This is a genomic window from Gilliamella sp. Fer1-1, from assembly GCF_001690825.1.
GTDB classification, from domain to species: Bacteria; Pseudomonadota; Gammaproteobacteria; order Enterobacterales; family Orbaceae; genus Gilliamella; species Gilliamella apicola_C.
The window spans coordinates 33,703-59,335 of record NZ_LZGX01000011.1; the positions used below are offsets into that span (position 1 = coordinate 33,703).

A 25,633-nucleotide genomic window follows, 5' to 3' on the forward strand; every position below is an offset into this window, starting at 1 on the left:
TTTTTCTCCCTTACGCTACGTAGCAGATAATTTCACCACCAAGACCCGCTTGGCGTGCTGCACGATCAGTCATAACACCTTTAGAAGTAGAAACAACTGCGATACCTAATCCAGCCATAACTTTTGGCAATTCATCTTTACGCTTATAAATACGTAAACCTGGACGGCTAACACGTTTAATACTTTCTACAACAGCTTTGCCTTGGAAATATTTCAAAGTAATTTCCAATTCTGGCTTAGTGTCACCAACAACTTTATAGTCCCCGATATAACCTTCTTCTTTTAGCACATTGGCAATTGCCACTTTTAGCTTAGAGGAAGGCATGGTGACTGCAACTTTATTCGCAGATTGACCATTACGAATACGGGTCAACATATCTGCTATAGGATCTTGCATGCTCATCTATAACACTCCCCTGATTACCAACTTGCCTTTTTAAGACCAGGAATCTCACCACGCATGGCTGACTCACGAACCTTAATACGGCTTAAACCAAACTTACGAAGGACGCCATGAGGACGACCAGTTTGACGACAACGACGACGTTGACGTGATGGACTAGAATCACGAGGAAGCGTTTGCAATTTAAGCACTGCATTCCAACGATCTTCATCTGATGCATTAAGATCAGAGATAATCGCTTTTAATTCTTGACGCTTTGCAAAATATTTTTCTGCTAGCTTTACGCGTTTCTTATCGCGTTCAATCATTGATTGTTTAGCCATTATGCCCTACCTTACTTACGAAATGGGAAGTTAAAGGCAGATAATAAAGCTCGGCCTTCTTCATCTGATTGTGCACTAGTTGTGATAGTAATATCTAAACCACGAACACGATCAACTTTATCATAATCGATTTCAGGGAAAACGATTTGTTCACGAACACCCATGCTATAGTTACCACGACCATCAAAAGATTTTGCGCTTAAACCGCGGAAATCTCGAGTACGAGGAAGAGCAATATAAACTAGACGTTCAAAAAATTCCCACATACGTTCGCCACGTAAAGTGACTTTACAACCAATAGGATACCCTTGACGGATTTTAAAACCAGCAACTGATTTGCGTGCTTTAGTGACAAGTGGTTTTTGACCACTGATTGCTGCTAAATCTGCAACAGCATTATCTAATAATTTCTTATCAGTAATTGCTTCACCCACACCCATATTCAAGGTGATCTTTTCGATCCGAGGGACTTGCATGACAGATTTGTAGCCAAACTGTTCTTGCAGTTTATTTACTACCTGTGCTTTGTAGTAATCATGCAGTTTCGCCATCGTACACTCCAAATTACTTAATTGATTAATTCATTAGTAGACTTATAAAAACGGACTTTTTTACCGTCTTCAAAACGAAAGCCTACGCGATCTGCTTTGCCTGTAGCTGGGTTGAAAATTGCTACGTTAGAAACATTAATTGCTGCTTCTTTTTCAACAATTCCACCTTCTTGATTTAATGCAGGTACTGGTTTTTGGTGTTTTTTCACCAAATTAATACCTTCAACAATCACTTTACCTGTAGACAAAACGCTTTTTACTTTACCGCGCTTACCTTTATCTTTACCGGTTAACACGATAACTTCATCTTCTCGACGGATTTTCGCTGCCATTACCCGCTCCTTACAGTACTTCTGGTGCTAATGAAATGATCTTCATAAACTTCTCAGAGCGAAGTTCACGAGTGACCGGTCCAAAAATACGCGTACCAATCGGTTGCTCACTGTTATTGTTTAAAATAACACAAGCATTACGATCGAAACGAATGACAGATCCATCAGGACGACGAACACCTTTTCTAGTGCGCACTACAACAGCTTTAAGCACATCACCTTTCTTAACTTTACCACGAGGAATTGCTTCTTTAATGGTAACTTTGATGATATCACCTACCGCTGCATAACGACGGTGCGAGCCACCGAGAACCTTGATACACATTACACTACGTGCGCCAGAGTTATCGGCAACATCTAGCCTAGTCTGTTCTTGGATCATTTTAATGCTCCGTATAAATAAATTATTGTCTAATCTACCTTCATCCACCTCAACTACCATGGATAAGAATAGACAACCAAAAACCCACTTATGTGGGGCGTATAGTATAACACCACTCACATAAAATGGATAGCATAAAATAAACGGCTACTAAGCCGTTTATTATATTATGTACAGTTTTCAATCAAAAAGATTAAATAACTGCTTTTTCAACGATTCGAACAAGAGTCCAAGATTTGGTTTTTGATAATGGACGACACTCTTTAATTTCTACAGTATCACCAATACCACACTCGTTGTTTTCATCATGTACATGCAATTTAGTCGTACGTTTAATGAACTTACCATATAACGGATGCTTCACTTTACGTTCAATAGCTACAGTTATAGATTTATCCATTTTGTCGCTAATAACACGACCTTGCTGAGTACGAATTTTTACTTCAGTAGTCATATTACGCACCCGCCTTCTCAGTTAATAACGTTTTAACACGTGCAATATTACGACGCACTTGTTTTAACATATGAGTCTGTGTTAACTGACCTCCAGTTAATTGCATACGTAAGTTAAATTGCTCACGTAATAAATTAAGAAGTTCAGTATTTAACTCTTCAACGCTTTTTTCGCGTAGCTCTTTTGCTTTCATTTACATCACCGTCTTAATCACAAAGGTGGTTTTAATTGGCAGTTTTGCAGCTGCCAACGCAAATGCTTCACGAGCAACTTCTTCCGGTACACCGTCCATTTCATAAAGGACTTTACCTGGTTGAATCTGAGCAACCCAGTATTCAACGTTACCCTTACCTTTACCCATACGCACTGCAAGTGGTTTTTCAGTAATTGGTTTATCAGGGAAAACTCGAATCCAGATTTTACCTTGACGCTTAACTGCACGAGTCATTGCACGACGTGCCGCTTCGATCTGGCGCGCAGTCAAACGACCACGACCTACAGCCTTAAGACCGAATGTACCGAAACTAACATCAGTACTTACAGCAAGACCACGATTGCGGCCCTTGTGCACTTTACGGAATTTTGTACGCTTTGGTTGTAACATCAGCGACGCTCCTTATTGTTTTCGGCCTTTGCGCTGCTTTTTCGGTTGAGCAGCAGGTTGTTTTTCTGCTTGTTCAACGGCAGCCATACCACCAAGGATCTCACCTTTGAAGATCCACACTTTAACACCAATAATACCATAGGTAGTTAATGCTTCAGACAATCCATAGTCGATATCAGCTCGTAAGGTATGTAAAGGCACACGACCTTCACGGTACCACTCACTGCGAGCAATTTCAGCGCCGCCTAAACGACCACTTACTTCAACTTTGATACCTTTAGCACCCGCTTTCATTGCGTTTTGTACCGCACGTTTCATAGCGCGACGGAACATAACACGGCGTTCTAACTGAGAAGTAATGCTGTCAGCAACTAATTTTGCATCAAGTTCTGGTTTGCGAACTTCTGCAATATTAATTTGTACCGCAACATCACGCTTCTCTTTTTTGTCTTTATATTTATTGACAATAGAAGCTACGGCATTACGTAATTTTTCAACGTCCTCACCTTTTTTACCAATCACAATCCCTGGACGAGCGGTGTGAATAGTAATTCGAACGTTAGTTTCTGCTGAACGGTCGATCACAATTTTAGAGATTGACGCTTGAGCTAATTCTTTATTTAAGAATTCACGCACTCTAAAATCACTTTCTAAATTATCAGCGAATGTCTTTGTACCCGAATACCATGTAGATGTCCAAGGCTTGACAATGCCTAATCGGATACCATTTGGATTTACTTTTTGACCCATTGCTATTCTCCAGCCTAGCGATCTGAGACGATCACGGTGATGTGACTCGTACGCTTCAAAATTCGATCTGCACGACCTTTCGCACGAGGCATAATGCGCTTCATGGTTGGACCTTCGTCTACGAAAATTTTCGCAACTTTTAGATCATCAATATCAGCACCATCGTTATGCTCTGCATTAGCAATAGCAGACTCTAATACTTTTTTAACAAGTACAGCCGCTTTTTTATTGGTGTACGTTAAAATATCTAGTGCCTGAGACACTTTCTTACCGCGAACAAGATCTGCAACTAAGCGAACTTTTTGTGCAGAAGAACGAGCGTGGCGGTACTTTGCAATTGTTTCCATCTCTTTCTCCTACTTATTTCTTCTTAGCTTTCTTATCAGCTGCGTGACCGCGATAAGTACGAGTCGGCGCGAATTCACCCAATTTATGACCAACCATTTCATCGGAAACATAAACTGGAACGTGCTGACGACCATTATGGACAGCGATGGTCAAACCGATCATGTTAGGAAAGATCGTTGAACGACGGGACCAAGTACGAATTGGTTTCTTGTCCCCGCTTTCCACCGCTTTCTCTACCTTCTTCAGCAAGTGTAGGTCAATAAAAGGACCCTTCTTGAGAGAACGTGGCATAGCTAATCCTCTATATTAATTATTTCTTATTGCGACGGCGAACAATATACTTATCAGTACGTTTGTTGCTACGCGTTTTCAATCCTTTGGCTTTTTGACCCCATGGAGACACAGGATGTTTACCAAAGTTACGACCTTCACCACCACCATGTGGATGGTCTACCGGGTTCATTGCTGTACCACGAACAGTAGGACGAACACCACGCCAACGCGTTGCACCCGCTTTACCTAGTACGCGAAGCATATGTTCTGAGTTACCCACTTCACCAATAGTGGCGCGGCAATCAGATAATACTTTACGCATTTCACCTGAACGTAGACGTAATGTTACATAAGCACCATCACGTGCAACGATTTGCACATAGCTACCAGCCGAGCGAGCAAGTTGTCCGCCTTTACCTGGTTTCATTTCAATGTTATGCACGGTAGAACCGACTGGAATATTGCGCATTGGTAAACAGTTACCTGTTTTAATTGATGCATCAACACCAGATTGGATCTGATCACCTGCTTTTAAGCCTTTAGGCGCTAAAATATAACGACGTTCACCGTCTTTATATAAAACCAATGCAATATTTGCACTACGGTTTGGATCATATTCCAAACGTTCAACAACTGCTGGAATACCATCTTTATTACGCTTAAAGTCGACAATACGATAATGTTGCTTATGACCACCACCGATATGACGGGTAGTGATTCGACCATTATTATTGCGACCACCAGTTTTGCTTTTTGAATCAAGCAACGGTGCATAAGGCTTACCTTTATGCAACTCTGGGTTAACCACTTTAACAACGTGGCGACGACCCGGAGATGTAGGTTTACACTTAACAACTGCCATTGTTCTTACTCCTCCGAATTACTCAGCGACGCCAGCAAGGTCTAAATTTTGACCTTCTGCTAAAGTAACGTAAGCTTTTTTCCAGTCGCTACGGCGACCGATTTGTTGACCACGACGTTTAACTTTGCCTTTAACAACAAGTGTATTAACGTCATCTACTTTAACTTCAAATAGTTGTTCAACTGCGGCTTTAATCTCTCTCTTAGTAGCATCTTTAGCAACTTTCAATACTAATGTATTTGTTTTTTCCATTGAAATAGATGCTTTTTCAGAAACATGTGGTGCTCGCAGGACTTTAAGCAGACGCTCTTCACGAATCATGCTAACATCTCCTCTACTTGTTTAACGGCATCAACAGTGATAACCACTTTGTCAAATGCAATCAAACTAACTGGATCAATACCTGCTACATCACGCACATCAACTTTATGCAAGTTACGTGCTGCTAAGAAAAGATTTTCATCAACTTCAGAAGCGATAATAAGAACATCATTAAGATTCATATCATTTAATTTCTGAGTTAATAATTTAGTCTTAGGTGCTTCAACAGTAAATGTTTCAACCACAACTAAACGTTCTTGACGCACTAATTCAGAGAAAATACTCTTTAATGCACCACGATACATTTTACGGTTAACTTTTTGGCTATGATCTTGTGGTTTTGCTGCAAATGTTACACCACCACTACGCCAAATTGGGCTCTTAATAGAACCTGAACGAGCACGACCAGTGCCTTTTTGACGCCATGGTTTTTTACCTGAACCAGCGATTTCTGCACGAGTTTTTTGTGCGCGTGAGCCTTGACGAGCAGCAGATGCATAAGCAACAACTACTTGGTGAACTAACGCTTCATTAAACTCACGTCCGAAGGTAGTTTCGGAAACAGAAAGCGCTTGCGCGTCTCTTACTACTAATTCCATCTCTATCTCCTCGACGTTAAGCCTTGATTGCCGGTTTAACAATTACGTCACTATTGATTGCACCAGGAACTGCACCTTTAATTAATAAAAGATTACGTTCTGCATCAACACGCACAATATCTAAGTTTTGAACTGTTACACGTTCATTACCTAAGTGACCTGCCATTTTACGACCTTTAAACACTTTACCCGGAGTTTGGTTTTGACCGATAGAGCCATGACCACGGTGTGCCAAAGAGTTACCATGAGTTGCATCTTGAGTACGGAAATTCCAACGTTTAGTCACGCCAGCAAAACCTTTACCTTTAGATGTTCCAGTAACATCAACTTTTTTAACGTCAGTAAAAATATCAACGTTAATACTTTGACCTACAGTAAATTCACCTTCTTCAAAACGGAATTCCCATAGACCACGACCAGCTTCAACGCCAGCCTTAGCGAAATGACCTGCTTCAGGTTTATTTACGCGGCTTGCTTTTTTACTGCCAGTAGTAACCTGAATAGCTTGATAACCATCATTCTCAAGGGTTTTAACTTGAGTAATACGATTACTTTGAACTTCTACTACGGTGACAGGAATAGAAACACCCTCTTCAGTGAAGATTCGTGTCATTCCTACTTTACGACCGATTAAACCAATCATTGTTTCGACCTCTCAATCATTCAGCCTAGGATTAACCTAAACTGATCTGCACATCAACACCGGCAGCAAGATCTAGACGCATTAAAGCATCAACTGTTTTTTCAGTTGGCTCAACAATATCAACTAGACGCTTATGAGTGCGAATCTCATACTGATCACGCGCATCTTTGTTAACGTGCGGAGAGATCAATACAGTAAAACGCTCTTTGCGTGTCGGTAATGGAATAGGACCACGAACCTGCGCACCTGTGCGCTTCGCAGTTTCTACAATTTCAGCAGTTGATTGATCAATCAAACGATGATCAAACGCTTTTAACCGGATACGGATTCTTTGGTTCGACATGAGACCAGAGCTCCATTATTTAAAAGTTATAACAAAAGACTACTCCTCTTGCCCTGTTTCGATTGACAGGAGAGTGTAATCCGTTCTTTTTCGTAACCCCCAAATCGGGAGTATTGTCGATATAATTAGCTATTTTCTGTTGTAGAAATTATATCTTTTCATCATTTGTTTATATAAAGGCAATAAACAAAGTGGGCTGATTATACCCTGTTAATTAACTAACGGCAAGAAATAAATACAGATATTTAGAATCGAAAGATATGGCTGTTCGCTTGATTATCGGTTCAAAATTATGAAATTTAAAACGAATCACCAAGCTTAATATTATTCTTTACATCAAATTATAGATAGGTAATCATTCTGACTATTAATTAATGATCTTCTTTGGCGTGATTAAGGCTATATCTTGGAATTTCGACTTCTAGATCTTCATTCGCTACACGAGCTTGACAACTTAAACGGCTATGAGGCTCAACTCCCCAGGCTTTATCTAACATATCATCTTCTTGCTCATCACTTTCCTCTAGTGACTCGAACCCTTTACGAACAATACAGTGACATGTAGAACAAGCACAAGACATCTCACAAGCATGCTCGATTTCAATATCATTGCGCAATGCCACGTCTAAAATAGATTCACCTTCCTGCGCTTCAACAGTTTTTCCTTCAGGGCAAAGATCGGCATTGGGTAAAAAAGTAATTTTTGGCATAATAATCTCGTTAGTTAAATATCATCAACTTTATGGCCAGCTAAGGCACGATGGATTGACCTATCCATTCGTCTAGCGGCAAAATCTTGTGTCACACTATCAACAATTTTAATGTGCTTTTCAATTGCATCACTATCATCTGACTCGCGTGCTATTTGCAATTGGCGCTGAGCGACTAAAATTTGGCTAAGTTCGCTATCGTTTAATAAATCAGCATCTTTGTCTAAAGCGCCTTGTAAACTCTCTAGCACGCGTGCTGCTTCAACTCTTTTTTCAGCAAGCATTCTGGCTTGTTTATCTTGCTGTGCATGACTAATTGAATCTTGAATCATGGTCGCAATCTCTTTATCGGTCAGACCGTAAGAAGGCTTAACCTGAATTGCAGCTTCTACACCAGTTGATTTTTCCATCGCTGTAACACTTAATAAACCATCGGCATCAACTTGAAATGTCACCCGTATATGTGCACCACCAGCAGGCATAGCAGGAATTCCCCTTAACGTAAACCGAGCTAAGGAGCGACAGTCGGCAACACTTTCACGCTCACCTTGCAAAACATGAATCATCATGGCTGTTTGACCATCTTTAAAAGTGGTAAATTCTTGCGCTCTTGCACATGGAATAGTGCTATTACGAGGAATAATCTTTTCGACCAATTCCCCCATAGTTTCAATCCCTAAAGACAATGGAATAACGTCAAGTAGCAACATATCAGAATCAGATTTATTCCCTACTAATATATCCGCTTGAATGGCAGCTCCAACAGCAACAACTTTATCTGGATCAATAGACGTTAACGGCTGGGTTTTAAAATAATCACCAACTAATTCTCTTACTAACGGTACGCGAGTAGAACCACCAACCATAACGACTTCAAGCACTTCATCCACGCCTATTTGCGCATCTTTTAACGCCCGACGGCAAACAGCCAAAGTGCGTTTAACTAATGGCTCTATTAATTGTTGAAAATGCTGACGAGTAATAGTTAATGATTGATTATTAAGTGTAAATATAGCAACATCTTCATTGCTCAGTAATATTTTTATATCCGTCGCTTGATTACTAATATTTTGATTAATAATAGGATCTATATTATCGGTTAATCCAAATTCCTTTTTTATATAATCAGCAAGCAACCTATCAAAATCATCGCCACCAAGAGCAGAATCACCGCTGGTTGCTAGCACTTCAAAAACGCCTTTATTTAGGCGAAGAATCGAAATATCAAAAGTTCCGCCACCTAAATCATAAACAGCAATGACCCCTTCTTTTTTAGAATCTAAGCCATAAGCAATGGCGGCGGCAGTTGGTTCATTTAATAAGCGAAGCACATGTAAACCAGCTAATTTTGCTGCATCTTTAGTTGCTTGTCTTTGGGCATCATCAAAGTAAGCTGGCACAGTTATCACAGCACCGTCAATTTCACCGTTTAAACTTTCTCTTGCTCGTTCGGCGAGTGCAATCAAGATATCAGCAGAGACTTGTACTGGATTGACCTGACCATTAGGCAGATTTAATAACGGGACACCACTTTCTGTTTGCGAAAAGGTATAAGGAAAATGGGATTGTTCTATATCTGCTAAACTTCTGCCCATTAATCGTTTAACAGAACTAACCGTATTTTGAGGATCATTTATAGCATTGGATTTGGCATATTTACCAATAGTAATAACAGGGTTATCATCATGATCAACACCGTAATGCACAACCGATGGCAACAATGAATCACCTTGCCAATCGGGTAAAACCTCGGCTTGCCCACTACGAACCGTTGCTACGAGTGAATTAGTTGTACCAAGATCGATACCCACTGCAATGCGACGCTGATGTGGCATTGGTGTTTGTCCTGGTTCACTAATTTGTAATAATACCATTTAATCTATCTCTATTGATTCATCACTTATCGTAAATTATAAATCAAATTGTTTGTCTTGTAACTTTTCGATTTGTTCAATCAATCGAGCTAGATAACGAAGCTTATAGATTTGATTAAGCGCACTTTGCCAATCTTGTTTTACTATGTCTTGTTTTACTATGAGTTGTAATAGTTGGTTATATACCATTTTTTCACGTTCGATAATTTCTTTATGAAAGTCATCTAATGCTTGAAAATTAGCTTGGTTTTCAATACTATCAAGCTTCTCACGTAAAGCAAATTGCTCCATTAAAAAATCGGCATCATGAATGATATTTTTTTCTGTGGCAACATCAAAACCTTGCAAAGATAGATAATATTCCGCAGCTTTAATTGGATTTTTTAAGATTTGATAACCATCATTAATCGCTGCTGATTTTTGCACAATTGCCACTTTATCACTATCGGTTGCAACAGCAAAATTGTCTGGATGGTATTGCCGTTGTAACTGCTGATAATGAGTTGTTAACAGCGCTACATCCACCGGTAATTGAGGTGGTAAATTGAATAGCTCGAAGTAATTAACCATAACTAGTCCAACTACACATTAAAGCTTTCGCCACAACCGCATTCGTGCTTTGTATTAGGATTATTAAACTTGAAACCTTCATTTAATCCTTCTTTAACAAAATCAAGTTCAGTACCATCAATATAAACTAAGCTCTTTTTATCCACGATAACTTTGACATGTTTATCTTCAAAAACACTATCATCATCATTAATCACATCGGCAAACTCTAAAACATAGGCCATACCTGAGCAACCGGATGTTTTAACACCTAATCGTAATCCAATACCTTTTCCACGATTAGCTAAAAAAGCTTGAACACGATCAGCAGCGCTATTAGTCAATGTGATTGCCATTAACGTTGTCCTTTTTTCGTTTTATAGTCATCAATTGCTGCTTTAATCGCATCTTCGGCTAAGATCGAGCAGTGAATTTTAACAGGCGGTAAAGCCAACTCTTCAGCAATATCCGTATTTTTAATCGCTTCGGCCTCATCTAATGATTTACCTTTAATCCATTCGGTTACTAAAGAGCTTGATGCAATTGCGCTACCACAACCATAGGTTTTAAACTTAGCGTCCTCAATAATGCCATTATCATTCACTTTGATTTGTAAACGCATTACATCGCCACACGCAGGCGCCCCAACCATGCCACTACCGACATTAGGATCATTTTGATCAAAAGAACCTACATTACGAGGGTTTTCATAATGATCAACAACTTTTTCACTGTATGCCATAATTTGCTCCTAATATTAATGGGCTGACCATTTAATTTTTGTTAAATCAACACCATCTTTAAACATTTCCCAAAGTGGCGATAAATCTCTTAATTTATCAATAGAATTTTTAATTAATTTAATCACATAGTCCACTTCTTCTTCAGTACTAAATCGACCCAATGAAAAACGAATTGAGCTATGTGCAAGCTCATCATTAAGCCCTAATGCACGTAGCACATAAGAAGGCTCTAAGCTCGCAGATGTACATGCCGAACCAGATGAAACCGCTAAATCCTTTAAAGCCATCATAAGCGATTCACCTTCAACATACGCGAAACTCACATTTAAAATATTTGGTACACTGCGTTCCAAAGAACCATTAAGGTAAACTTCTTCGATATCTTTTAACCCATTCCATAAACGATTTTTTAGCGCTAAAAGGCGAGGCATTTCAGCTGCCATTTCTTCTTTGGCTATATGGTACGCTTCACCCATGCCGACAATTTGATGCACAGGTAACGTGCCTGAGCGCATACCCCGCTCATGACCACCGCCATGCATTTGCGCTTCAATTCGCACACGAGGTTTACGTCTTACATAAAGTCCACCAATTCCTTTTGGGCCATAAATCTTATGACCAGAAAATGACATTAAATCAACTTTTAACTTGGCCACATCAATGGGTAATTTACCTACAGATTGTGTTGCATCAACATGAAAGACAATGCCCCGTTCACGGCACATTTCACCAATTTTCTCGATGTCTTGAATAACACCAGTTTCGTTATTAACATGCATAATAGATACAACAGTTGTATCACTACGCATTGCAGCAGCAAGCTTATCTAGATCAAGAATACCATTAGATTCCGGTGCTAAATAAGTTACTTCATAACCTTCTCGCTCAAGCTGGCGACAAGTATCAAGCACAGCTTTGTGCTCAGTTTTACAAGTAATAATGTGCTTACCTTTCGCTTGATTAAAATGAGCAGCACCTTTGATCGCTAAATTATCAGCTTCAGTTGCACCAGATGTAAAAACAATTTCTCGTGAATCAGCACCAATAAGATCTGCAATTTGATTGCGGGCAATATCAACTGCTTCTTCCGCTTGCCAACCAAATTTATGAGAACGAGATGCTGGGTTACCAAAAATCCCATTTGGGGTTAAATACTGCATCATTTTTTCAGCAACTCGAGGATCAACAGGGGTTGTCGCTGCATAATCCATATAAATAGGTAGTTTCATTAATCACTCCCAATGACAAATTCTATATTCTATTTTTATTAATTGATCTGAACGTGTTGTATATTACTTTGTCGGCTAGCAACGGCTTTAACTTCTTTATCATTAACCAATTCACTTAACGTAATGCTAGTTAAAAAGTCCTCAATCCGCTCACTTAGTTCATTCCACAATGTGTGAGTTAAACATCTCACACCACCTTGGCATCCATCTTGCCCATGACATTTTGTTGCATGCACTGTCTCATCAACAGCTTTAACAATTGAGCTAATCGCAATTTGATCCATAGAGCGACTCAATATATAACCGCCACCAGGACCTCTAACACTCTGTACTAAGCCATTTTTACGTAAACGAGCAAACAATTGTTCAAGATAAGAAAGTGAAATTTCTTGACGTTCTGAAATCTCTGCAAGTGATACAGGCCCTGAATCAGCATGTAATGCAACATCAAGCATTGCTGTCACCGCATATCGTCCTTTTGATGTCAATTTCATTAATCATTCCCCTATGCGTTATCGCTTTATTGTATATATCCGTTTAATTTAGTCAAGTATTTAGTTGAGTATTTTAGTAGGAATTAAGCCGTTAGTTGATTATCGACGAATCGTAACAGAATATGCTAATCTAACGAACTAAATTAATATAGGAGTTAAGGGATGAAATTAGTATTACGTTATTTTTTGATAATATGTCTACTTTGTACATGTAGTATTTACACAGGTAGTGTTTACGCAGACAGGTCGCAAAAGGAGCAACGAGAACATTATCAAAAATGGATTAATTCCTATCAATCGCTTAATTTTGAAGACCAACAAATATTGCTTTCTAGCATAAAAAATTATCCATTATATCCTTATGCTGCTGTACAGTTTTTTCAAAAAAATATCAAATTGGTTTCACCTGAAATGGTAAGTGACTTTGTTAACCAATATAAGGACTTTCCATTAACAGACTCACTAATACAATCTTATCTAACAGAACTAAGTTCTCGTCAAGACTGGAATTCAATCGTTTCTTTCCCAAAAGATAATTCTATTCTCTCTAATTGTCGCTATCAGTATGCATTACTACAACAAGGAAATAACCAAGCTACCTTCAGTACTATCGAATCACTTTGGAAGACTGGCAAAGAGCTTCCTTCTGCATGTGATCCATTAATCAACGCTTGGACTCAAGCAGGTAAACGAACAGCTAATTTAATACTATTACGCATTGAACTTGCTATTGAAGCAAATAATTTAAAATTGGCCAAACATCTAACTAACCTACTTGATGACAACAACAAAACAACTAAAATTAATTTGCTCGCTGTACTTGATAATCCCAAAAAGTTAGAGGATTTTTCAAAAAATATTAAAGCTAGCACCTTCACTAAAAAAGTAGTCTTAGCATCATTCCCTCGCTTAGTAAAAACTGATATGAATTTAGCTGCATTGTTATTGCCAAAATTAGTTAAACAGCAGGCGTTAACTGAAGTAGAGCAAGCTGAATTACAAAAGAGTTTAGCCAACAGCTACTTTAAAGATTCCGCTACTAATGAACAAATAAAATGGCGTGATAGCTATATTACTAAGTATCATGATACGGCATTGGTCGAAAAGCGTATCCGCCTTGCCATAGATGCCTATAACTTTTCTGATATTGCCTATTGGCTAGCGCAATTATCACCAGAAGATCAATTAAAAGAAGAATGGCAATACTGGCAAGCTCGAGTATTACTCAATAATAAACAAAAAAATGAAGCTAATAAAATTTTACAAGCGCTCACAAACAAACGTGGGTTTTATGGCATGATAAGTGCACAAACACTTAACCAACCTTATTTACTTAAAAACCAATCGCCGAAGATTACACAAGCAGAAATATCAACATTAAAAGCCAAATATGACAATCAACCTTATGTAAAAAGAATTAACGAATTACGTTATTTTGGTATGGTATCAGAATTAAGTAACGAATGGCGTTATATGTTGAATCACCAAACAAATAAAAGTGAATACTTAGCATTATCTCAATATGCCTTACAAAAAGGATGGGGAGATCTTAGCATTCAAGCAACCATTGTTGGTAAGCTTTGGAATAACTGGACAGAACGTTTACCCATTATGTACAAAGATTTATATAACAAAGCATTAAAAAATAAAAGTATTCCGCTTTCTTATGCTTTAGCGATATCTCGTCAAGAAAGTGCCCTTAATAGCACCGCCAAATCGCCAGCTGGTGCTCGCGGATTAATGCAATTAATGCCAGCGACAGCAAAAGAAACAGCTAAAAAAATAGATACGGTGACTTATGTCTCATCGGCACAATTGTTTGATCCTAAAACCAATATAGAATTAGGCACTTCTTACCTAAATACCGTTTACCTACAAAATAGTAATAATCGTATATTATCTTCAGCAGCTTATAATGCTGGCCCTAATCGTGTAAAAAAATGGCTTAATAACAGTAATGGTAAACTTGACGCAGTCGCATTTATTGAAAGCATACCGTTTACAGAGACACGTAATTACGTAAAAAACGTATTGGTATATGATTATATTTATCAAACAATCTTAGGAAAGAAAGATGTCAATATTCTTAATCCCAATGAATTTAATCAACAATATTAATGGTGATTACAATGAAAACTAAAGAATGGAAACAAACCGTTGAACTATTACACCAAGCATTTAACGATGGTTATTCACTTGATATATTAAAGTTATTAATGACTGCTGATGAACGCGACGCTTTAATTACTCGCGTTAAAATTATACATTCATTACTTGATGGTTCAACCAATCAGCGCCAGCTCAAAGAGCAACTTAAAATTGGGATTGCAACAGTAACTAGGGGATCAAATAGCCTTAAAGAGGCAACTCCAGAATTCAAAAAATGGTTAGAAAATATTTTACTAAACTCAGATAACTAAATACATCGGTCAATATCTATCTACTGCTTTTTAGATCTGGTTATAACACATTTAGTCGCTATAAATTTGGTTGGATATTGACTTCACTTTCTGTGACAACCGGCACACAATAATCACACTCCATATGTGTAATATTCTTAATCGATTCAGTAATGTCATTATGATGATTATGATGAATTTCAATTACACAACTGGAACTGCGCAAACGTACCTTTAACGCTGGCATCGCGGCTAAATGCACTTGCGAAATAAAATCTCTAAACTCATCAGGAGCGCCAATATATTTAAAACAAAGATATAAACCACCCTCACTTACAAATTGTTCTATGTACTCAAGATTATTATTCTGATCTAAGGCAATGGTATAAAAAAGATCTCGCTCATTGTCATTATCTTTACTTTTTAAGATCTGATTAAATGCATAAATTTTATCGGGTAGATTCTGATTTTTGTGTGTACAGCGAGATAAATAATTATTAAAAAACTGCTCTCGGAGTTTAATTTCTTCATCTAGCAATCGACTTAATGTACAATTATTTTTATAGGTAATTCCCCAAAAAGTTTGTTTTGGCATATTAACAAATTTTGGCTCAGGCAATAAAAGCTGATTTTTATTTAGCTCAATAGCTGGTGTTAACCCTGTAGGATCCCAATATTCTCCTCGACGATAACTTGCTGGCGTTTCATTAAATTGTTTTTTAAAAGATCGGGTAAATGTTTGCTGAGAATCAAAACGATATTGCATTGCAATATCTAAAATAGGCTTACTTGTCATACGTAAAGCAAGCGCTGCATAAGTTAAACGGCGATGACGAATATAAGTACCAAGAACCTGACCAGTAACTTCTTTAAACATGCGTTGTAAGTGCCATTTTGAATAACCTGATTTTCGTGCAACATGATCAATAGATAATGGTTGTTCCAAATTCCTTTCAATCCAAACGATAAGATCTGAAATAATACTAACTTGATTCATAAAACCCCATCATAATGTCAAATGGCAAACATCAACCGATTATGACTTAATCCTAGCAATAAGCAAGGTCTAAGTAAAAATTATTTTCTTTCAAATTTAGCAAAAAGAATGGGCGCCAGCTTGGTGTTCTGTAATATCTCTAACACCTGCCAGTTCAGGAAACTCTGCCATTAATTGTTTCTCAATGCCTTCTTTTAAAGTGTAATCAACCATTGAGCAACCATTACAACCACCACCAAATTGCAATATAGCATAGTTATCTTCTGTCAATTCAACTAAGCTCACATGCCCACCATGGTTTGCCAATTGTGGGTTAACTTGAGCTTGAATCACATAATTAACGCGTTCAATTAATGGGGCATCATCAGCCACCTTTTTCATTTTCGAGTTTGGCGCTTTTAATGTCAATTGTGACCCTAACTCATCAGTCACATAATCAATGACAGTTTCTTCTAAAAATGGTGCACTAATATCATCGATAAAAACTGAAAAATCATTAAATTTCTCTTCTATATCGCTATCTTCTACTGTATCAGCTGGACAATATGAAACCCCACATTCTGCGCTTGGTGTGCCTGGGTTCATAACAAACACCCGAATTTGTGTTCCATCCGGTTGATTAGCAAGCAATTTTTTAAAGTGCTGTTGAGCTGATTCAGAAATAGTGATAATAGACATAACCCCTCACAGTAATGTAATTAGGTACAAATAGACCTAACATCATTTATTATAATAGTTGACTAACTTTCTTGGTTATTATAGGGATTGTTTAGGATTTTACAATACTGTACGGCACAAACAAACAACATGAACGCTTGTTGCACCACATTTTTTTAATTGTTGGCTAATGGCATTAATTGTATTACCAGTTGTGACAATATCATCAATAAGCATTACCGATTTGTGCGAGAGATCTTGGCGACACATAAAAAGTGTTTCGACATTCGTAATTCTTTCGGTAAGAGATAGATTTTTTTGATCACGTAAATTTTGCTTACGGGATAACAAATGAGGGTAAAAATCACAATTTAGCCATCTAGCAATCGGTTTTGCCAATAACTCGGCTTGATTAAAACCTCTAGACCAGTAGCGAATGTGATGTAACGGCACACAAGTCACCAAATCAGGTTTAATTAAAGCACCTGCTTCTCGTCGTTGATACCATGCCAAAAACATTAATCTTGCCAATGCAATATTTAATTCAATTTTACTGTAGAACTTAAAATGATGAACCAATTTTTTTAATGGATTAATATAATCAGACACAGCTATCAACTCATCCCAGTGCGGTTGCTTTGCACGACATCGATAACAGATATCAGTCGATAAAGAATGCGGTAAACAGCATCGATGACAAACCTTATAAAATTTAGGTAGATTTTTAACACACTGACAACAAATGCCATGATGGGGCAAAAATAAAGGCATATCACACAAAACACATCGCATAAGATTTAATAAACTGTTTGTAAAAAATTTTCAGGTAATATAACGTGTTAATATAAAAAGGTAGCAACCCAAAACAACAATTGGTTATAAGAGTGCCACTTTGCCTACTCGAAATTATCAAGGCACATTAATACAATAGGAATATTACTTTCGTTGTATACAAGAAAATACTTCTGCGAGTTACAACACAAAAAATTACCCAATTTTTCATAATAGATATTTATAATAATCAAATATCCAGTATAATCAGCCAACTTCCACAGGATAAAGGAATTAATATATGGAAAAAATCAAAATGCTATTTATTACAGCATTACTCGCTTTATTTTCTACCGTTGCTTTAGCTGATACCAAAGTATTATTACAAACCAGCATGGGGGATATTGAACTTGAATTAGACAGCGAACACGCACCGATCACTACGAAAAACTTTCTTGATTATGTTAATAGTGGTTTTTATGAAAATCTAACTTTTCACCGAGTCATTCCTGGTTTTATGATTCAAGGTGGTGGCGCTGATGATCAACTAAAATTCAAAGACAATAACCCACCGATTAAAAATGAAGCGAATAATGGCTTAAAAAATGAGCGCGGCACAATTGCAATGGCAAGAACCAGTGATATAAACAGTGCAACTAGCCAATTTTTTATCAATGTTGTCAATAATGATTTTCTTAATTACCAATCACCAGAACAATATGGCTATGCCGTATTCGGTAAAGTAATTAAAGGGATGGACGTTGCCGATAAAATCGTCGCTGTTCCAACTAAACGTATGGGACCCCATCAAAACGTACCTGTTGAGCCTATTTATATTAAAAAAGCTGTGGTTATTGAAAGCAATTAAACATTAATACTTGCTTAATAAATAAAAAGCCACTTTTACAGTGGCTTTTTTAGCTTTCTGATAAATTTAGAGATTATTTAAGGTGACTAAGCAAATTAGCAACCGTCCTAATCCCTACTCCTGTTGCCCCTGCAGCCCATAAGGCGGTGGCGCTTTTACGGAATGTTGCTGAACAATCTATATGTATCCAATTTTTCTGATAATTTTCAATGAAATGTGATAAAAAGGCCGCAGCGGTACTGGCTCCTGCGGTATTAGGCAATCCTGAGTTTGCCATATCGGCAAACGATGATGGGAATTGAGAACGGTGAAATTCTGCTAATGGTAATCGCCAAAATGCTTCATTTTCAATATGGCTACTAGCTAACAATTGGTTAGCAAAGTTATCATCAAATGTAAGTAATGATTGATAATCATTACCCACCGCAATTTTTGCCGCACCTGTAAGGGTTGCGCAGTCAATAATATAATGTGGTTTGTCATTATCGGCACAAATTAAACCATCAGCTAACACAAGTCGTCCTTCAGCATCGGTGTTATTAACTTCTACCGTTTTACCGTTACGGTAATGAATAATATCGCCTAATTTAAATGCATTACCGCTCACTAAATTATCGGCACAACACAAATAAAGCTTGATACGCTGATTTAACCCTCTTGCAATCGCCAAGGCTAAAGCACCCGTTACTAGTGCAGCGCCTCCCATATCAGCACGCATTGATTCCATAAAGCTACTTGGTTTTAAGCTATAACCACCAGAATCAAAGGTAATACCTTTACCGACTAAACAAGCAACAATTGGCGCTTTAGGGTTTTTAGTCGGATTATAATCAAGTTCAAGAAAAGCGGCAGGCCTATCCGATCCCTTACCTACCGTATAGATCCCCATATAATTGTGTTCTTTTAAAGCTTCGCCTGAAATAATTCTATGATCAACATCAGACGAGTAAGTACTAATTAACTTAGCTGCTCTTACCGCTAACTCAACAGGGCTTAATGTCTCGGCTTGCTCATTAACAATATCCCGACACCAATCAATAATCTCTAAGCGATGTTCCAATTCTTGTTCGTCTTTAGTATCAAGTTTTGGCCCAATTACTTCAGCGCTTTTTTTAGCATTACGATAACCTAACCAAAAATGCCAACAAGCTTCAAGATCCCAATCTTCGCCAACTAACTTAACCGAATTGATTTCTTGGCTATCTAGCTTTCGCCCTGCACGTTGAATCATATCCAAACGACGTTCAGCTTTATAGTGAATAGTAATAGTATTATCTGAGAAGCTCAGCAGTGCGTCTTTTCCCCACTGGGTTGGAGCCTGTTGATTAGAAAGCAAAATCGATAACATTGACATAGTAAGTACCTTAATCATTTATGAAGCGGAAACAATGGATTAATTCTAATCAGAAACATGTTAATATAGCAAGTAAAGTTAAGCATAAATAAGGATTAGTCATGAATTGTATTGTACCAATAAAAAATGGAATTAATTTTCGCGATTTAGGCGGTATTAAAACAATCGATGGTCGCCAAATTCGCTCTGGCATGTTATACCGTTCAGGTGCCTTCTCACTTATTACACCAGAAGAGCAAAATTTTTTATGTGATGAATTAAATCTGCATTATATTTTGGACTATCGCGATAATGACGAAATTACACGGAATCCCGATAAATTATGGCAAAATACTCAGTATATTAATGTACCCGCTAACCCTTTAAACGATACCGTCACAGCAAGTTTAACAAGTGAAATAGGAAATAATCCATTAACGCTTAAAAAAAGCTCACCATTTGATTTTATGATTAAACTTTATCAGCTACTTCCTTTTAATAATCTTGCCTATCAAAAACTTGCATCAACGTTACTTAACGCACAAGGAAAACCATTAGTACAACATTGTGCCGTAGGTAAAGATCGCACAGGTGTTGGCGTTGCGCTAACGTTATTTGCTTTAGGTGTGAGTGAAGAAACTATCATGCAAGATTACTTATTGACTGAAGAGCTTTTATCGGATTATCGAGAAAATCTATTAAGTCAATACAAACATAAAGTAACGGCTGAAGAGTTTGAAAACCATAAAGTGATTTTTGCGGCTAAAAAAGAGTACTTAAACGCCGCCATTAACGCAATCAAACAACGTTATAACACGATTGATAATTGGCTGGCACAAGAATACCAATTGGATAATAACAATAAAAAAATCTTACAAGATATATATCTAATTTAAAAGATAAACAAATACTAAATAAAGAAAATGTTATGAGAAAAATAAAGATCTTTTTTAGCTTATGTGTACTTTTTAGCATGCATTTAGTTTATGCTAAAACCGTACAAAGCCTTGGGGAAGTACCAAATGCCATTCAATATTCAGAAGGTAAGCAATTTTTTGCAGAGCAAGTACAAGGTTTAGAATCAATTAACGAGTTTGGGGCTTTACCAGATAATATAGATAAAATCGCTTACCTAAATTGGATTGCTCCTGAAGAAGATTTATCATTAGTCACACTTGTTGGCGCTAAAGCTTGGGGTGACGATAATACTTATGTAGGTATGGCTTGTTTTGCTAGAAATAAAAAAGGTGCTAAATCTGCCCAAAAATACCAAGATACAACGTGTTCAGAGGATTCTGATTTATGGCAAGCCAAAAAATTTTATCTTGGTGTATTTAAATGGCAAAACAATATTTTTACTCCTATTGCTCGTAGCGGGTTAATTGAACAACCAGTTTCTTGGGAAAATAGCAATCTAGGCAGCCCAGCGATTTACGAAGATGGTCCTGTACCGCCACAGTCGTACAAGGAATTTGATTTGGCAAATTATCGCATAGCACCAGATACATTAGTATTTGGAGTGAGAGCTCATTTTATGGAAACTTATTCAGGCGGAGGTGCTTTTTTTCAAGCATTGCAATTATTCATGATTAAAGGGGAAAAGATTATAAATATATTTTCTGAGCCAATGTATTTTTATAAAGATACAGCTGGTGCATGGCATAAAGATCGTACTCGTGAACATACGATCAGCGAGGAAAAAAACATTCTAATGTTACTTAAACACCAAACAGATGGTTATTATGATATCCGCGTTAAACAAGTAAACTCAACTTGGCATCAAGATTTTATTTGGTCTAAGGAGTTGCAACGTTATAAACCAAAATAAAATATAGTTAACTATTTGAAATTTATCGTTATAAATACCTGTGTAAAACTCACGGGACTATCAATACCTGTAAAAAGATATTCTCGGCAAGAAATTATGTTTAAACATTTAGATGTAAAAATCATTTTAATTAATGGTGCTAGATTGGCTGAATTAATGATTGATTACAATGTGGGCGTTCAACAAGACAGGTTTATGAAATGAAGCAAATTGATAGCGATTACTTTGAAGATGCAGATTAAAAACCCACTATCGTTATCTAACTTGAAATATTTTTCAATATTCTGGCGTAATATTGAAGCCTAAAATAGGCACAATAAAAACTTCAATAAAATCAATATGTTTTCTGACTGATTTTTTACCATGTCGATTTATTGTTCTTTCTGACACATCATAGCCCTATATGCCTGATATCGTGCACTAAGCTTAATACGACTAAACGTGCACCAAAATGGTTAGCGATTTTCAGTTAATGAAAGAGGGGCATGAGATAAGGCATAATTCCCCACCTATTGTTTAAGCTCTACTAAGTGTTTTGACTATAATGAGTTGTTCTATGATTGTTATTTATATCATAGAAGTGATATTTGTCCATTTTGGGGTAGCCCATCAAATAAAATTTAAGGTATAACCAATAATGATATCTATTTGCCATATTAACCACGTAGTAACGTTCTATCCTTTACGATTGCAATACCAATTGCTTAATCGGTGCATCACAATTAACAGAAAGATGAATATCGCCAATTTGTTGATACTGATAATAAAAGTCCTGTCCAAATGGGGCGTGAATTAACTGGTTTTCAATATCTACTTTTACCGATCTTATTTGCCAAACGCCTTTAGCATATAATTTCAGCGCAGATTCCTTTAATGTCCAAAGTTGCCAAAAGGCGGTTAATGTATCGCTTTGTTTTAGCATCCATTGATATTCTTCATCAGCAAAAAAATTTTTGGCGACATTTACATAATTGTGACGCGGCCGAGCAACTTCGATATCAAGCCCTACCTTGCCATTTAACGATATCGCAACCGCGACCCAATCTTGGCTATGGCTGATGTTAAAATCAGGAAGATGTGGCTCTAAAAAGCAGGGACGGCGATTATCACCAATGATCATCATCGGCAAATTAGCAATTTGACAATATTGTTTAAGTAAATTCGCTAAAATTGATCGACAAACTAAAAACTGTTTTTTCCGTGCACCATTTAATAATTGAGCATCATTAATGACTTGTGGTGACAGTAGTGAATAATTCACTTCTGCTGTATCTAAATGGGCAAGTTGGGCAATTAACATGTTGGATAAGCCAGTTTAAACAAAAATTATTTTTTACTATTTTAACAGCATGCTATGCTAACTGTTATCGAAATTTATCAGATCACTAAGGATGCGTCATGTCTTTACAAACAAAATTAGTTCATGCTGGTCGAAAAACTCGCTACACCCAAGGAGCGGTAAATTCTGTTATTCAGCGAGCTTCATCGCTGGTTTTTAACTCAATAGAAGCCAAAAAAGAAGCCACAGAAAATCGAGCAAAAGGGGCTCTATTCTATGGGCGCCGTGGCACATTAACCCATTTTGCCCTACAAGAAGCCATGACCGAAATTGAAGGCGGTGCAGGTTGCTACCTTTATCCTTGTGGGGCCGCAGCAATTGCTAATGCCATTTTAGCTTTTGTGAAAAATGGCGATCATATCCTTGTATCTGAAGCCAGTTATGAACCTACTCAAGAATTTTGTGAACATATATTAAAAGATTTTGGAGTAGAAACCGATTACTTTTCGCCACTAGTGGGGAGTGATATTAGCAAATATATCAAACCCAATACTAAAGTTGTATTTTTAGAATCACCAAGCTCACTTACGATGGAAGTCCAAGATGTGCCAGCAATCGTTAAAGCCATTCGCAGTGTGAATCCTGAAATCGTCATTATGATGGACAACACTTGGGGAGCCGGCGTGTTATTCAAAGCGTTAGCGCACGGCGTTGATATCTCAATTCAAGCTGGCACTAAATATTTAATTGGTCACTCAGACGCCATGTTAGGTACCGCGGTTACCAACCAACGTTGTTGGGATAAGTTACGTGAACGATCTTATTTAATGGGACAGATGTGTGATGCCGATACTGCCTATATGGCAACGCGTGGATTACGAACCCTAGCAATTAGGCTCAAGCAACATCACGAAAGCAGCTTAAAAGTGGCAAATTGGTTAGCCAATCATCCTAAAGTGGCAACCGTCAATCATCCAGCATTAGAAAGTTGCAAAGGGCATGAATTTTTTAAACGCGATTTTAGTGGTGCCAGTGGTCTATTTTCATTTGTCCTTAAAGAACATTTAAGCGATGTCCAATTATCTGATTTTTTAGATAACATGACCTACTTTTCCATGGCTTATTCATGGGGCGGATTTGAATCATTAATTTTAGCTAATCAACCAGAAGATCTTGCCAAAATACGTCCAGTATCGGGGATTGATTTTAAAGGTACATTAATCCGATTACATATTGGTCTTGAGGATCCTGATGACTTAATTGCTGATCTTGCCGCAGGCCTAGATAGAATCGAACGACATAAAAATAAAGTGAATGCGTTACAAAGCTTGGTATAAATAAGCATAAATTAGTAGAAATGGATAGCAGATGAGCCATCAAAGCCAAACACAAATCGACAGCATGGTTGAACAAACTATTTTACCACACCTAAATGGCCGACAATCGCTACTCGTTGCCTTTAGTGGTGGCATCGATTCGACCGTATTAATGCAAGCATTAGTCAATTTAAAGCAACAGTTACCACATCTACAACTTAGAGCAATTTATATTCATCATGGTTTAAGTGCAAACGCTGATAACTGGGCTGCACATTGTCAACAACAATGCCAAATTTGGCAAGTGCCATTAATTATTGAAAAAGTCAAACTTGATCAACAAGCAGGCAATATTGAAGAACAAGCCAGAAATGCACGCTACCAAGCCATTTATCACCATTTACATCATAATGAAACCTTGTGCACCGCACAACATCTTGATGATCAGTGCGAAACCTTTTTTTTAGCGCTAAAACGTGGCAGTGGCCCAACTGGCTTATCTGCAATGCCGATTGAAAACGGCAACCATCTTCGACCACTACTAACCATTACACGTGCACAAATTGAAGCTTATGCTAAACATCATCAGCTTAACTGGATAGAAGATGAAAGTAACCAAGATGATCACTACGACCGCAATTTTTTACGCTTAAAGGTATTACCACACCTTAACCAACGTTGGCCACATTTTTCGCAAATGGTGGCTCGCAGCGCTGAATTATGCCAGCAACAAGAAGCATTAATTAATGAATTATTATTGGCTGATTTTAAACAAGCCACAACCGAGCAAGGGCAATTGTGTTTAACACCATTATTTGGCTATTCAGAATATAAACGTAATGCCATTTTACGCATGTGGTTTCGATCGCAACAAATCAACATGCCAAGCCAACAGCAACTCGCCTTAATTTGGCAAACCGTTGCTTTAGCTAAAGAAGATGCCAATCCCCAATTTATATTACATAACAAACAAATCCGTCGTTATCAAAACCAGCTTTATCTATTGCCATTATACCAAAACATTGAATCGCAAATGCTTAATTGGGATTTAACGTTGCCGTTAACACTCCCTGATAATGTGGGGCAATTACAGGTGAATTATCACCCCCCTTTACCTTGCCGTTTACCCCATGCAGATGAGCAAGTGACCGTTCGATTTCATGCTCAAGGGCAACTACAGATTGTTAATAGAAAAGGCTCAAGAGCGATAAAAAAACTATGGCAAGAACATCATATTCCACCGTGGATGCGAACACGAATCCCAATGGTTTACTATAATGAACAGCTTATCTGTGCGGTGGGCGCTTTTGTCACAGAACAAGGAAAAGGCGCACAAATCGGTTTCAAACTCATCAATAATGGCTTATAGGTTTTATCGATAAAGTTTGATACGCAAAA

General features: G+C 37.6%; 35 protein-coding genes. 7 read left to right on the plus strand and 28 right to left on the minus strand.

What is annotated here, in order from left to right; all coding sequences use genetic code 11:
• Positions 1–10: 10 nt before the first annotated feature.
• The 23 genes from rpsH to iscR form a co-directional block, all read right to left on the minus strand.
• Entirely contained in the window at positions 11–403 is a 393-nt protein-coding gene (gene rpsH / locus A9G28_RS01350) for a 30S ribosomal protein S8 (protein ID WP_065567155.1), read from the minus strand.
• Between the two features lie 17 nt (positions 404–420).
• Positions 421–726 (minus strand): 30S ribosomal protein S14, encoded by a 306-nt coding sequence (rpsN, locus tag A9G28_RS01355; protein ID WP_025314395.1) that lies wholly within the window; start codon positions 724–726, stop codon positions 421–423.
• Positions 727–737: 11 nt separating this feature from the next.
• On the minus strand, positions 738–1,277 hold the full coding sequence (rplE, locus tag A9G28_RS01360) for a 50S ribosomal protein L5 (RefSeq protein WP_065558584.1): 540 nt from the start codon (positions 1,275–1,277) through the stop codon (positions 738–740).
• A 17-nt stretch (positions 1,278–1,294) separates the two neighbouring features.
• Positions 1,295–1,609 carry a 50S ribosomal protein L24 gene (rplX, locus tag A9G28_RS01365; protein WP_065567156.1) on the minus strand — a complete coding sequence of 105 codons (315 nt, stop codon included), beginning with the start codon at positions 1,607–1,609 and terminating at the stop codon, positions 1,295–1,297.
• Between the two features lie 10 nt (positions 1,610–1,619).
• Positions 1,620–1,991 (minus strand): 50S ribosomal protein L14, encoded by a 372-nt coding sequence (gene rplN, locus A9G28_RS01370; protein ID WP_025314392.1) that lies wholly within the window; start codon positions 1,989–1,991, stop codon positions 1,620–1,622.
• Between the two features lie 193 nt (positions 1,992–2,184).
• Complete coding sequence (gene rpsQ, locus A9G28_RS01375; RefSeq protein ID WP_034911151.1) at positions 2,185–2,445, minus strand: 30S ribosomal protein S17; 261 nt, start codon at positions 2,443–2,445, stop codon at positions 2,185–2,187.
• Position 2,446: 1 nt separating this feature from the next.
• Entirely contained in the window at positions 2,447–2,638 is a 192-nt protein-coding gene (gene rpmC / locus A9G28_RS01380) for a 50S ribosomal protein L29 (protein WP_065567157.1), read from the minus strand.
• Entirely contained in the window at positions 2,639–3,049 is a 411-nt protein-coding gene (gene rplP / locus A9G28_RS01385; protein ID WP_034911153.1) for a 50S ribosomal protein L16, read from the minus strand.
• 12 nt (positions 3,050–3,061) lie between these two features.
• The gene (gene rpsC, locus A9G28_RS01390) at positions 3,062–3,799 is read right to left on the minus strand and encodes a 30S ribosomal protein S3 (RefSeq protein ID WP_034884234.1); all 738 of its coding nucleotides are present in this window, start codon (positions 3,797–3,799) and stop codon (positions 3,062–3,064) included.
• Between the two features lie 14 nt (positions 3,800–3,813).
• Positions 3,814–4,146 carry a 50S ribosomal protein L22 gene (gene rplV / locus A9G28_RS01395; protein ID WP_034884235.1) on the minus strand — a complete coding sequence of 111 codons (333 nt, stop codon included), beginning with the start codon at positions 4,144–4,146 and terminating at the stop codon, positions 3,814–3,816.
• Positions 4,147–4,159: 13 nt separating this feature from the next.
• Positions 4,160–4,438, minus strand: a complete 279-nt coding sequence (gene rpsS / locus A9G28_RS01400; protein WP_024496505.1) for a 30S ribosomal protein S19 — start codon at positions 4,436–4,438, stop codon at positions 4,160–4,162.
• Between the two features lie 19 nt (positions 4,439–4,457).
• Entirely contained in the window at positions 4,458–5,282 is an 825-nt protein-coding gene (gene rplB, locus A9G28_RS01405) for a 50S ribosomal protein L2 (RefSeq protein ID WP_065558580.1), read from the minus strand.
• 18 nt (positions 5,283–5,300) lie between these two features.
• The gene (gene rplW, locus A9G28_RS01410; RefSeq protein WP_034885052.1) at positions 5,301–5,603 is read right to left on the minus strand and encodes a 50S ribosomal protein L23; all 303 of its coding nucleotides are present in this window, start codon (positions 5,601–5,603) and stop codon (positions 5,301–5,303) included.
• On the minus strand, positions 5,600–6,202 hold the full coding sequence (gene rplD / locus A9G28_RS01415; protein ID WP_065567158.1) for a 50S ribosomal protein L4: 603 nt from the start codon (positions 6,200–6,202) through the stop codon (positions 5,600–5,602). Before rplD ends, rplW begins: the two co-directional genes overlap by 4 nt.
• Before the next feature lie 16 nt (positions 6,203–6,218).
• Positions 6,219–6,845, minus strand: coding sequence for a 50S ribosomal protein L3 (gene rplC / locus A9G28_RS01420; protein WP_065567159.1), 627 nt, complete (start codon positions 6,843–6,845; stop codon positions 6,219–6,221).
• A 31-nt stretch (positions 6,846–6,876) separates the two neighbouring features.
• Positions 6,877–7,188, minus strand: a complete 312-nt coding sequence (gene rpsJ, locus A9G28_RS01425; RefSeq protein WP_006120582.1) for a 30S ribosomal protein S10 — start codon at positions 7,186–7,188, stop codon at positions 6,877–6,879.
• Between the two features lie 371 nt (positions 7,189–7,559).
• Positions 7,560–7,898, minus strand: a complete 339-nt coding sequence (fdx, locus tag A9G28_RS01430) for an ISC system 2Fe-2S type ferredoxin (protein WP_065567160.1) — start codon at positions 7,896–7,898, stop codon at positions 7,560–7,562.
• Positions 7,899–7,912: 14 nt separating this feature from the next.
• Entirely contained in the window at positions 7,913–9,772 is a 1,860-nt protein-coding gene (gene hscA, locus A9G28_RS01435) for a Fe-S protein assembly chaperone HscA (protein ID WP_065579536.1), read from the minus strand.
• A gap of 36 nt (positions 9,773–9,808) precedes the next feature.
• Positions 9,809–10,342 carry a Fe-S protein assembly co-chaperone HscB gene (gene hscB / locus A9G28_RS01440; protein ID WP_065567162.1) on the minus strand — a complete coding sequence of 178 codons (534 nt, stop codon included), beginning with the start codon at positions 10,340–10,342 and terminating at the stop codon, positions 9,809–9,811.
• An 11-nt stretch (positions 10,343–10,353) separates the two neighbouring features.
• Positions 10,354–10,677, minus strand: coding sequence for an iron-sulfur cluster assembly protein IscA (gene iscA / locus A9G28_RS01445; RefSeq protein ID WP_065579537.1), 324 nt, complete (start codon positions 10,675–10,677; stop codon positions 10,354–10,356).
• Complete coding sequence (gene iscU / locus A9G28_RS01450) at positions 10,677–11,063, minus strand: Fe-S cluster assembly scaffold IscU (protein WP_065567163.1); 387 nt, start codon at positions 11,061–11,063, stop codon at positions 10,677–10,679. Before iscU ends, iscA begins: the two co-directional genes overlap by 1 nt.
• A 15-nt stretch (positions 11,064–11,078) precedes the next feature.
• Positions 11,079–12,293, minus strand: a complete 1,215-nt coding sequence (locus tag A9G28_RS01455) for an IscS subfamily cysteine desulfurase (protein ID WP_065579538.1) — start codon at positions 12,291–12,293, stop codon at positions 11,079–11,081.
• A gap of 38 nt (positions 12,294–12,331) precedes the next feature.
• On the minus strand, positions 12,332–12,787 hold the full coding sequence (gene iscR, locus A9G28_RS01460; RefSeq protein WP_065567165.1) for a Fe-S cluster assembly transcriptional regulator IscR: 456 nt from the start codon (positions 12,785–12,787) through the stop codon (positions 12,332–12,334).
• 162 nt (positions 12,788–12,949) lie between these two features.
• Between iscR and sltY the strand changes: the two genes are divergently transcribed.
• Entirely contained in the window at positions 12,950–14,905 is a 1,956-nt protein-coding gene (gene sltY / locus A9G28_RS01465) for a murein transglycosylase (protein WP_065579539.1), read from the plus strand.
• Between the two features lie 11 nt (positions 14,906–14,916).
• Entirely contained in the window at positions 14,917–15,207 is a 291-nt protein-coding gene (gene trpR / locus A9G28_RS01470) for a trp operon repressor (RefSeq protein WP_218057077.1), read from the plus strand.
• Positions 15,208–15,265: 58 nt separating this feature from the next.
• Here trpR and robA read toward each other — a convergent pair whose 3' ends face one another.
• From robA to A9G28_RS01485, 3 genes are all read right to left on the minus strand, one after another.
• Positions 15,266–16,183, minus strand: coding sequence for an MDR efflux pump AcrAB transcriptional activator RobA (gene robA, locus A9G28_RS01475; protein WP_065567168.1), 918 nt, complete (start codon positions 16,181–16,183; stop codon positions 15,266–15,268).
• A gap of 96 nt (positions 16,184–16,279) precedes the next feature.
• Positions 16,280–16,855, minus strand: coding sequence for a Fe-S biogenesis protein NfuA (nfuA, locus tag A9G28_RS01480; RefSeq protein ID WP_065579554.1), 576 nt, complete (start codon positions 16,853–16,855; stop codon positions 16,280–16,282).
• A 105-nt stretch (positions 16,856–16,960) separates the two neighbouring features.
• Complete coding sequence (locus tag A9G28_RS01485) at positions 16,961–17,611, minus strand: phosphoribosyltransferase family protein (protein ID WP_176702098.1); 651 nt, start codon at positions 17,609–17,611, stop codon at positions 16,961–16,963.
• Positions 17,612–17,927: 316 nt separating this feature from the next.
• Between A9G28_RS01485 and A9G28_RS01490 the strand changes: the two genes are divergently transcribed.
• On the plus strand, positions 17,928–18,479 hold the full coding sequence (locus A9G28_RS01490) for a peptidylprolyl isomerase (protein ID WP_255307135.1): 552 nt from the start codon (positions 17,928–17,930) through the stop codon (positions 18,477–18,479).
• Positions 18,480–18,552: 73 nt separating this feature from the next.
• On the opposite strand, the gene pepB is transcribed toward A9G28_RS01490, so the two are convergent.
• Positions 18,553–19,851, minus strand: coding sequence for an aminopeptidase PepB (gene pepB / locus A9G28_RS01495; protein ID WP_065579541.1), 1,299 nt, complete (start codon positions 19,849–19,851; stop codon positions 18,553–18,555).
• Between the two features lie 83 nt (positions 19,852–19,934).
• Here pepB and A9G28_RS01500 point away from each other — a divergent pair, with 83 nt between their 5' ends.
• Both A9G28_RS01500 and A9G28_RS01505 read left to right on the plus strand, forming a co-directional pair.
• On the plus strand, positions 19,935–20,708 hold the full coding sequence (locus A9G28_RS01500; RefSeq protein WP_065579542.1) for a tyrosine-protein phosphatase: 774 nt from the start codon (positions 19,935–19,937) through the stop codon (positions 20,706–20,708).
• Positions 20,709–20,740: 32 nt separating this feature from the next.
• The gene (locus A9G28_RS01505; RefSeq protein WP_141674660.1) at positions 20,741–21,640 is read left to right on the plus strand and encodes a hypothetical protein; all 900 of its coding nucleotides are present in this window, start codon (positions 20,741–20,743) and stop codon (positions 21,638–21,640) included.
• 682 nt (positions 21,641–22,322) lie between these two features.
• Here A9G28_RS01505 and A9G28_RS01510 read toward each other — a convergent pair.
• Positions 22,323–22,940 (minus strand): 4'-phosphopantetheinyl transferase family protein, encoded by a 618-nt coding sequence (locus A9G28_RS01510; protein ID WP_065567174.1) that lies wholly within the window; start codon positions 22,938–22,940, stop codon positions 22,323–22,325.
• A 98-nt stretch (positions 22,941–23,038) separates the two neighbouring features.
• On the opposite strand from A9G28_RS01510, the gene metC reads away from it, so the two are divergent.
• Together metC and tilS are read left to right on the plus strand one after the other, a co-directional pair.
• Positions 23,039–24,256, plus strand: a complete 1,218-nt coding sequence (gene metC / locus A9G28_RS01515) for a cystathionine beta-lyase (RefSeq protein ID WP_065579543.1) — start codon at positions 23,039–23,041, stop codon at positions 24,254–24,256.
• Positions 24,257–24,320: 64 nt separating this feature from the next.
• Positions 24,321–25,604 carry a tRNA lysidine(34) synthetase TilS gene (tilS, locus tag A9G28_RS01520; protein ID WP_065579556.1) on the plus strand — a complete coding sequence of 428 codons (1,284 nt, stop codon included), beginning with the start codon at positions 24,321–24,323 and terminating at the stop codon, positions 25,602–25,604.
• The last annotated feature ends 29 nt before the right edge of the window (positions 25,605–25,633 follow it).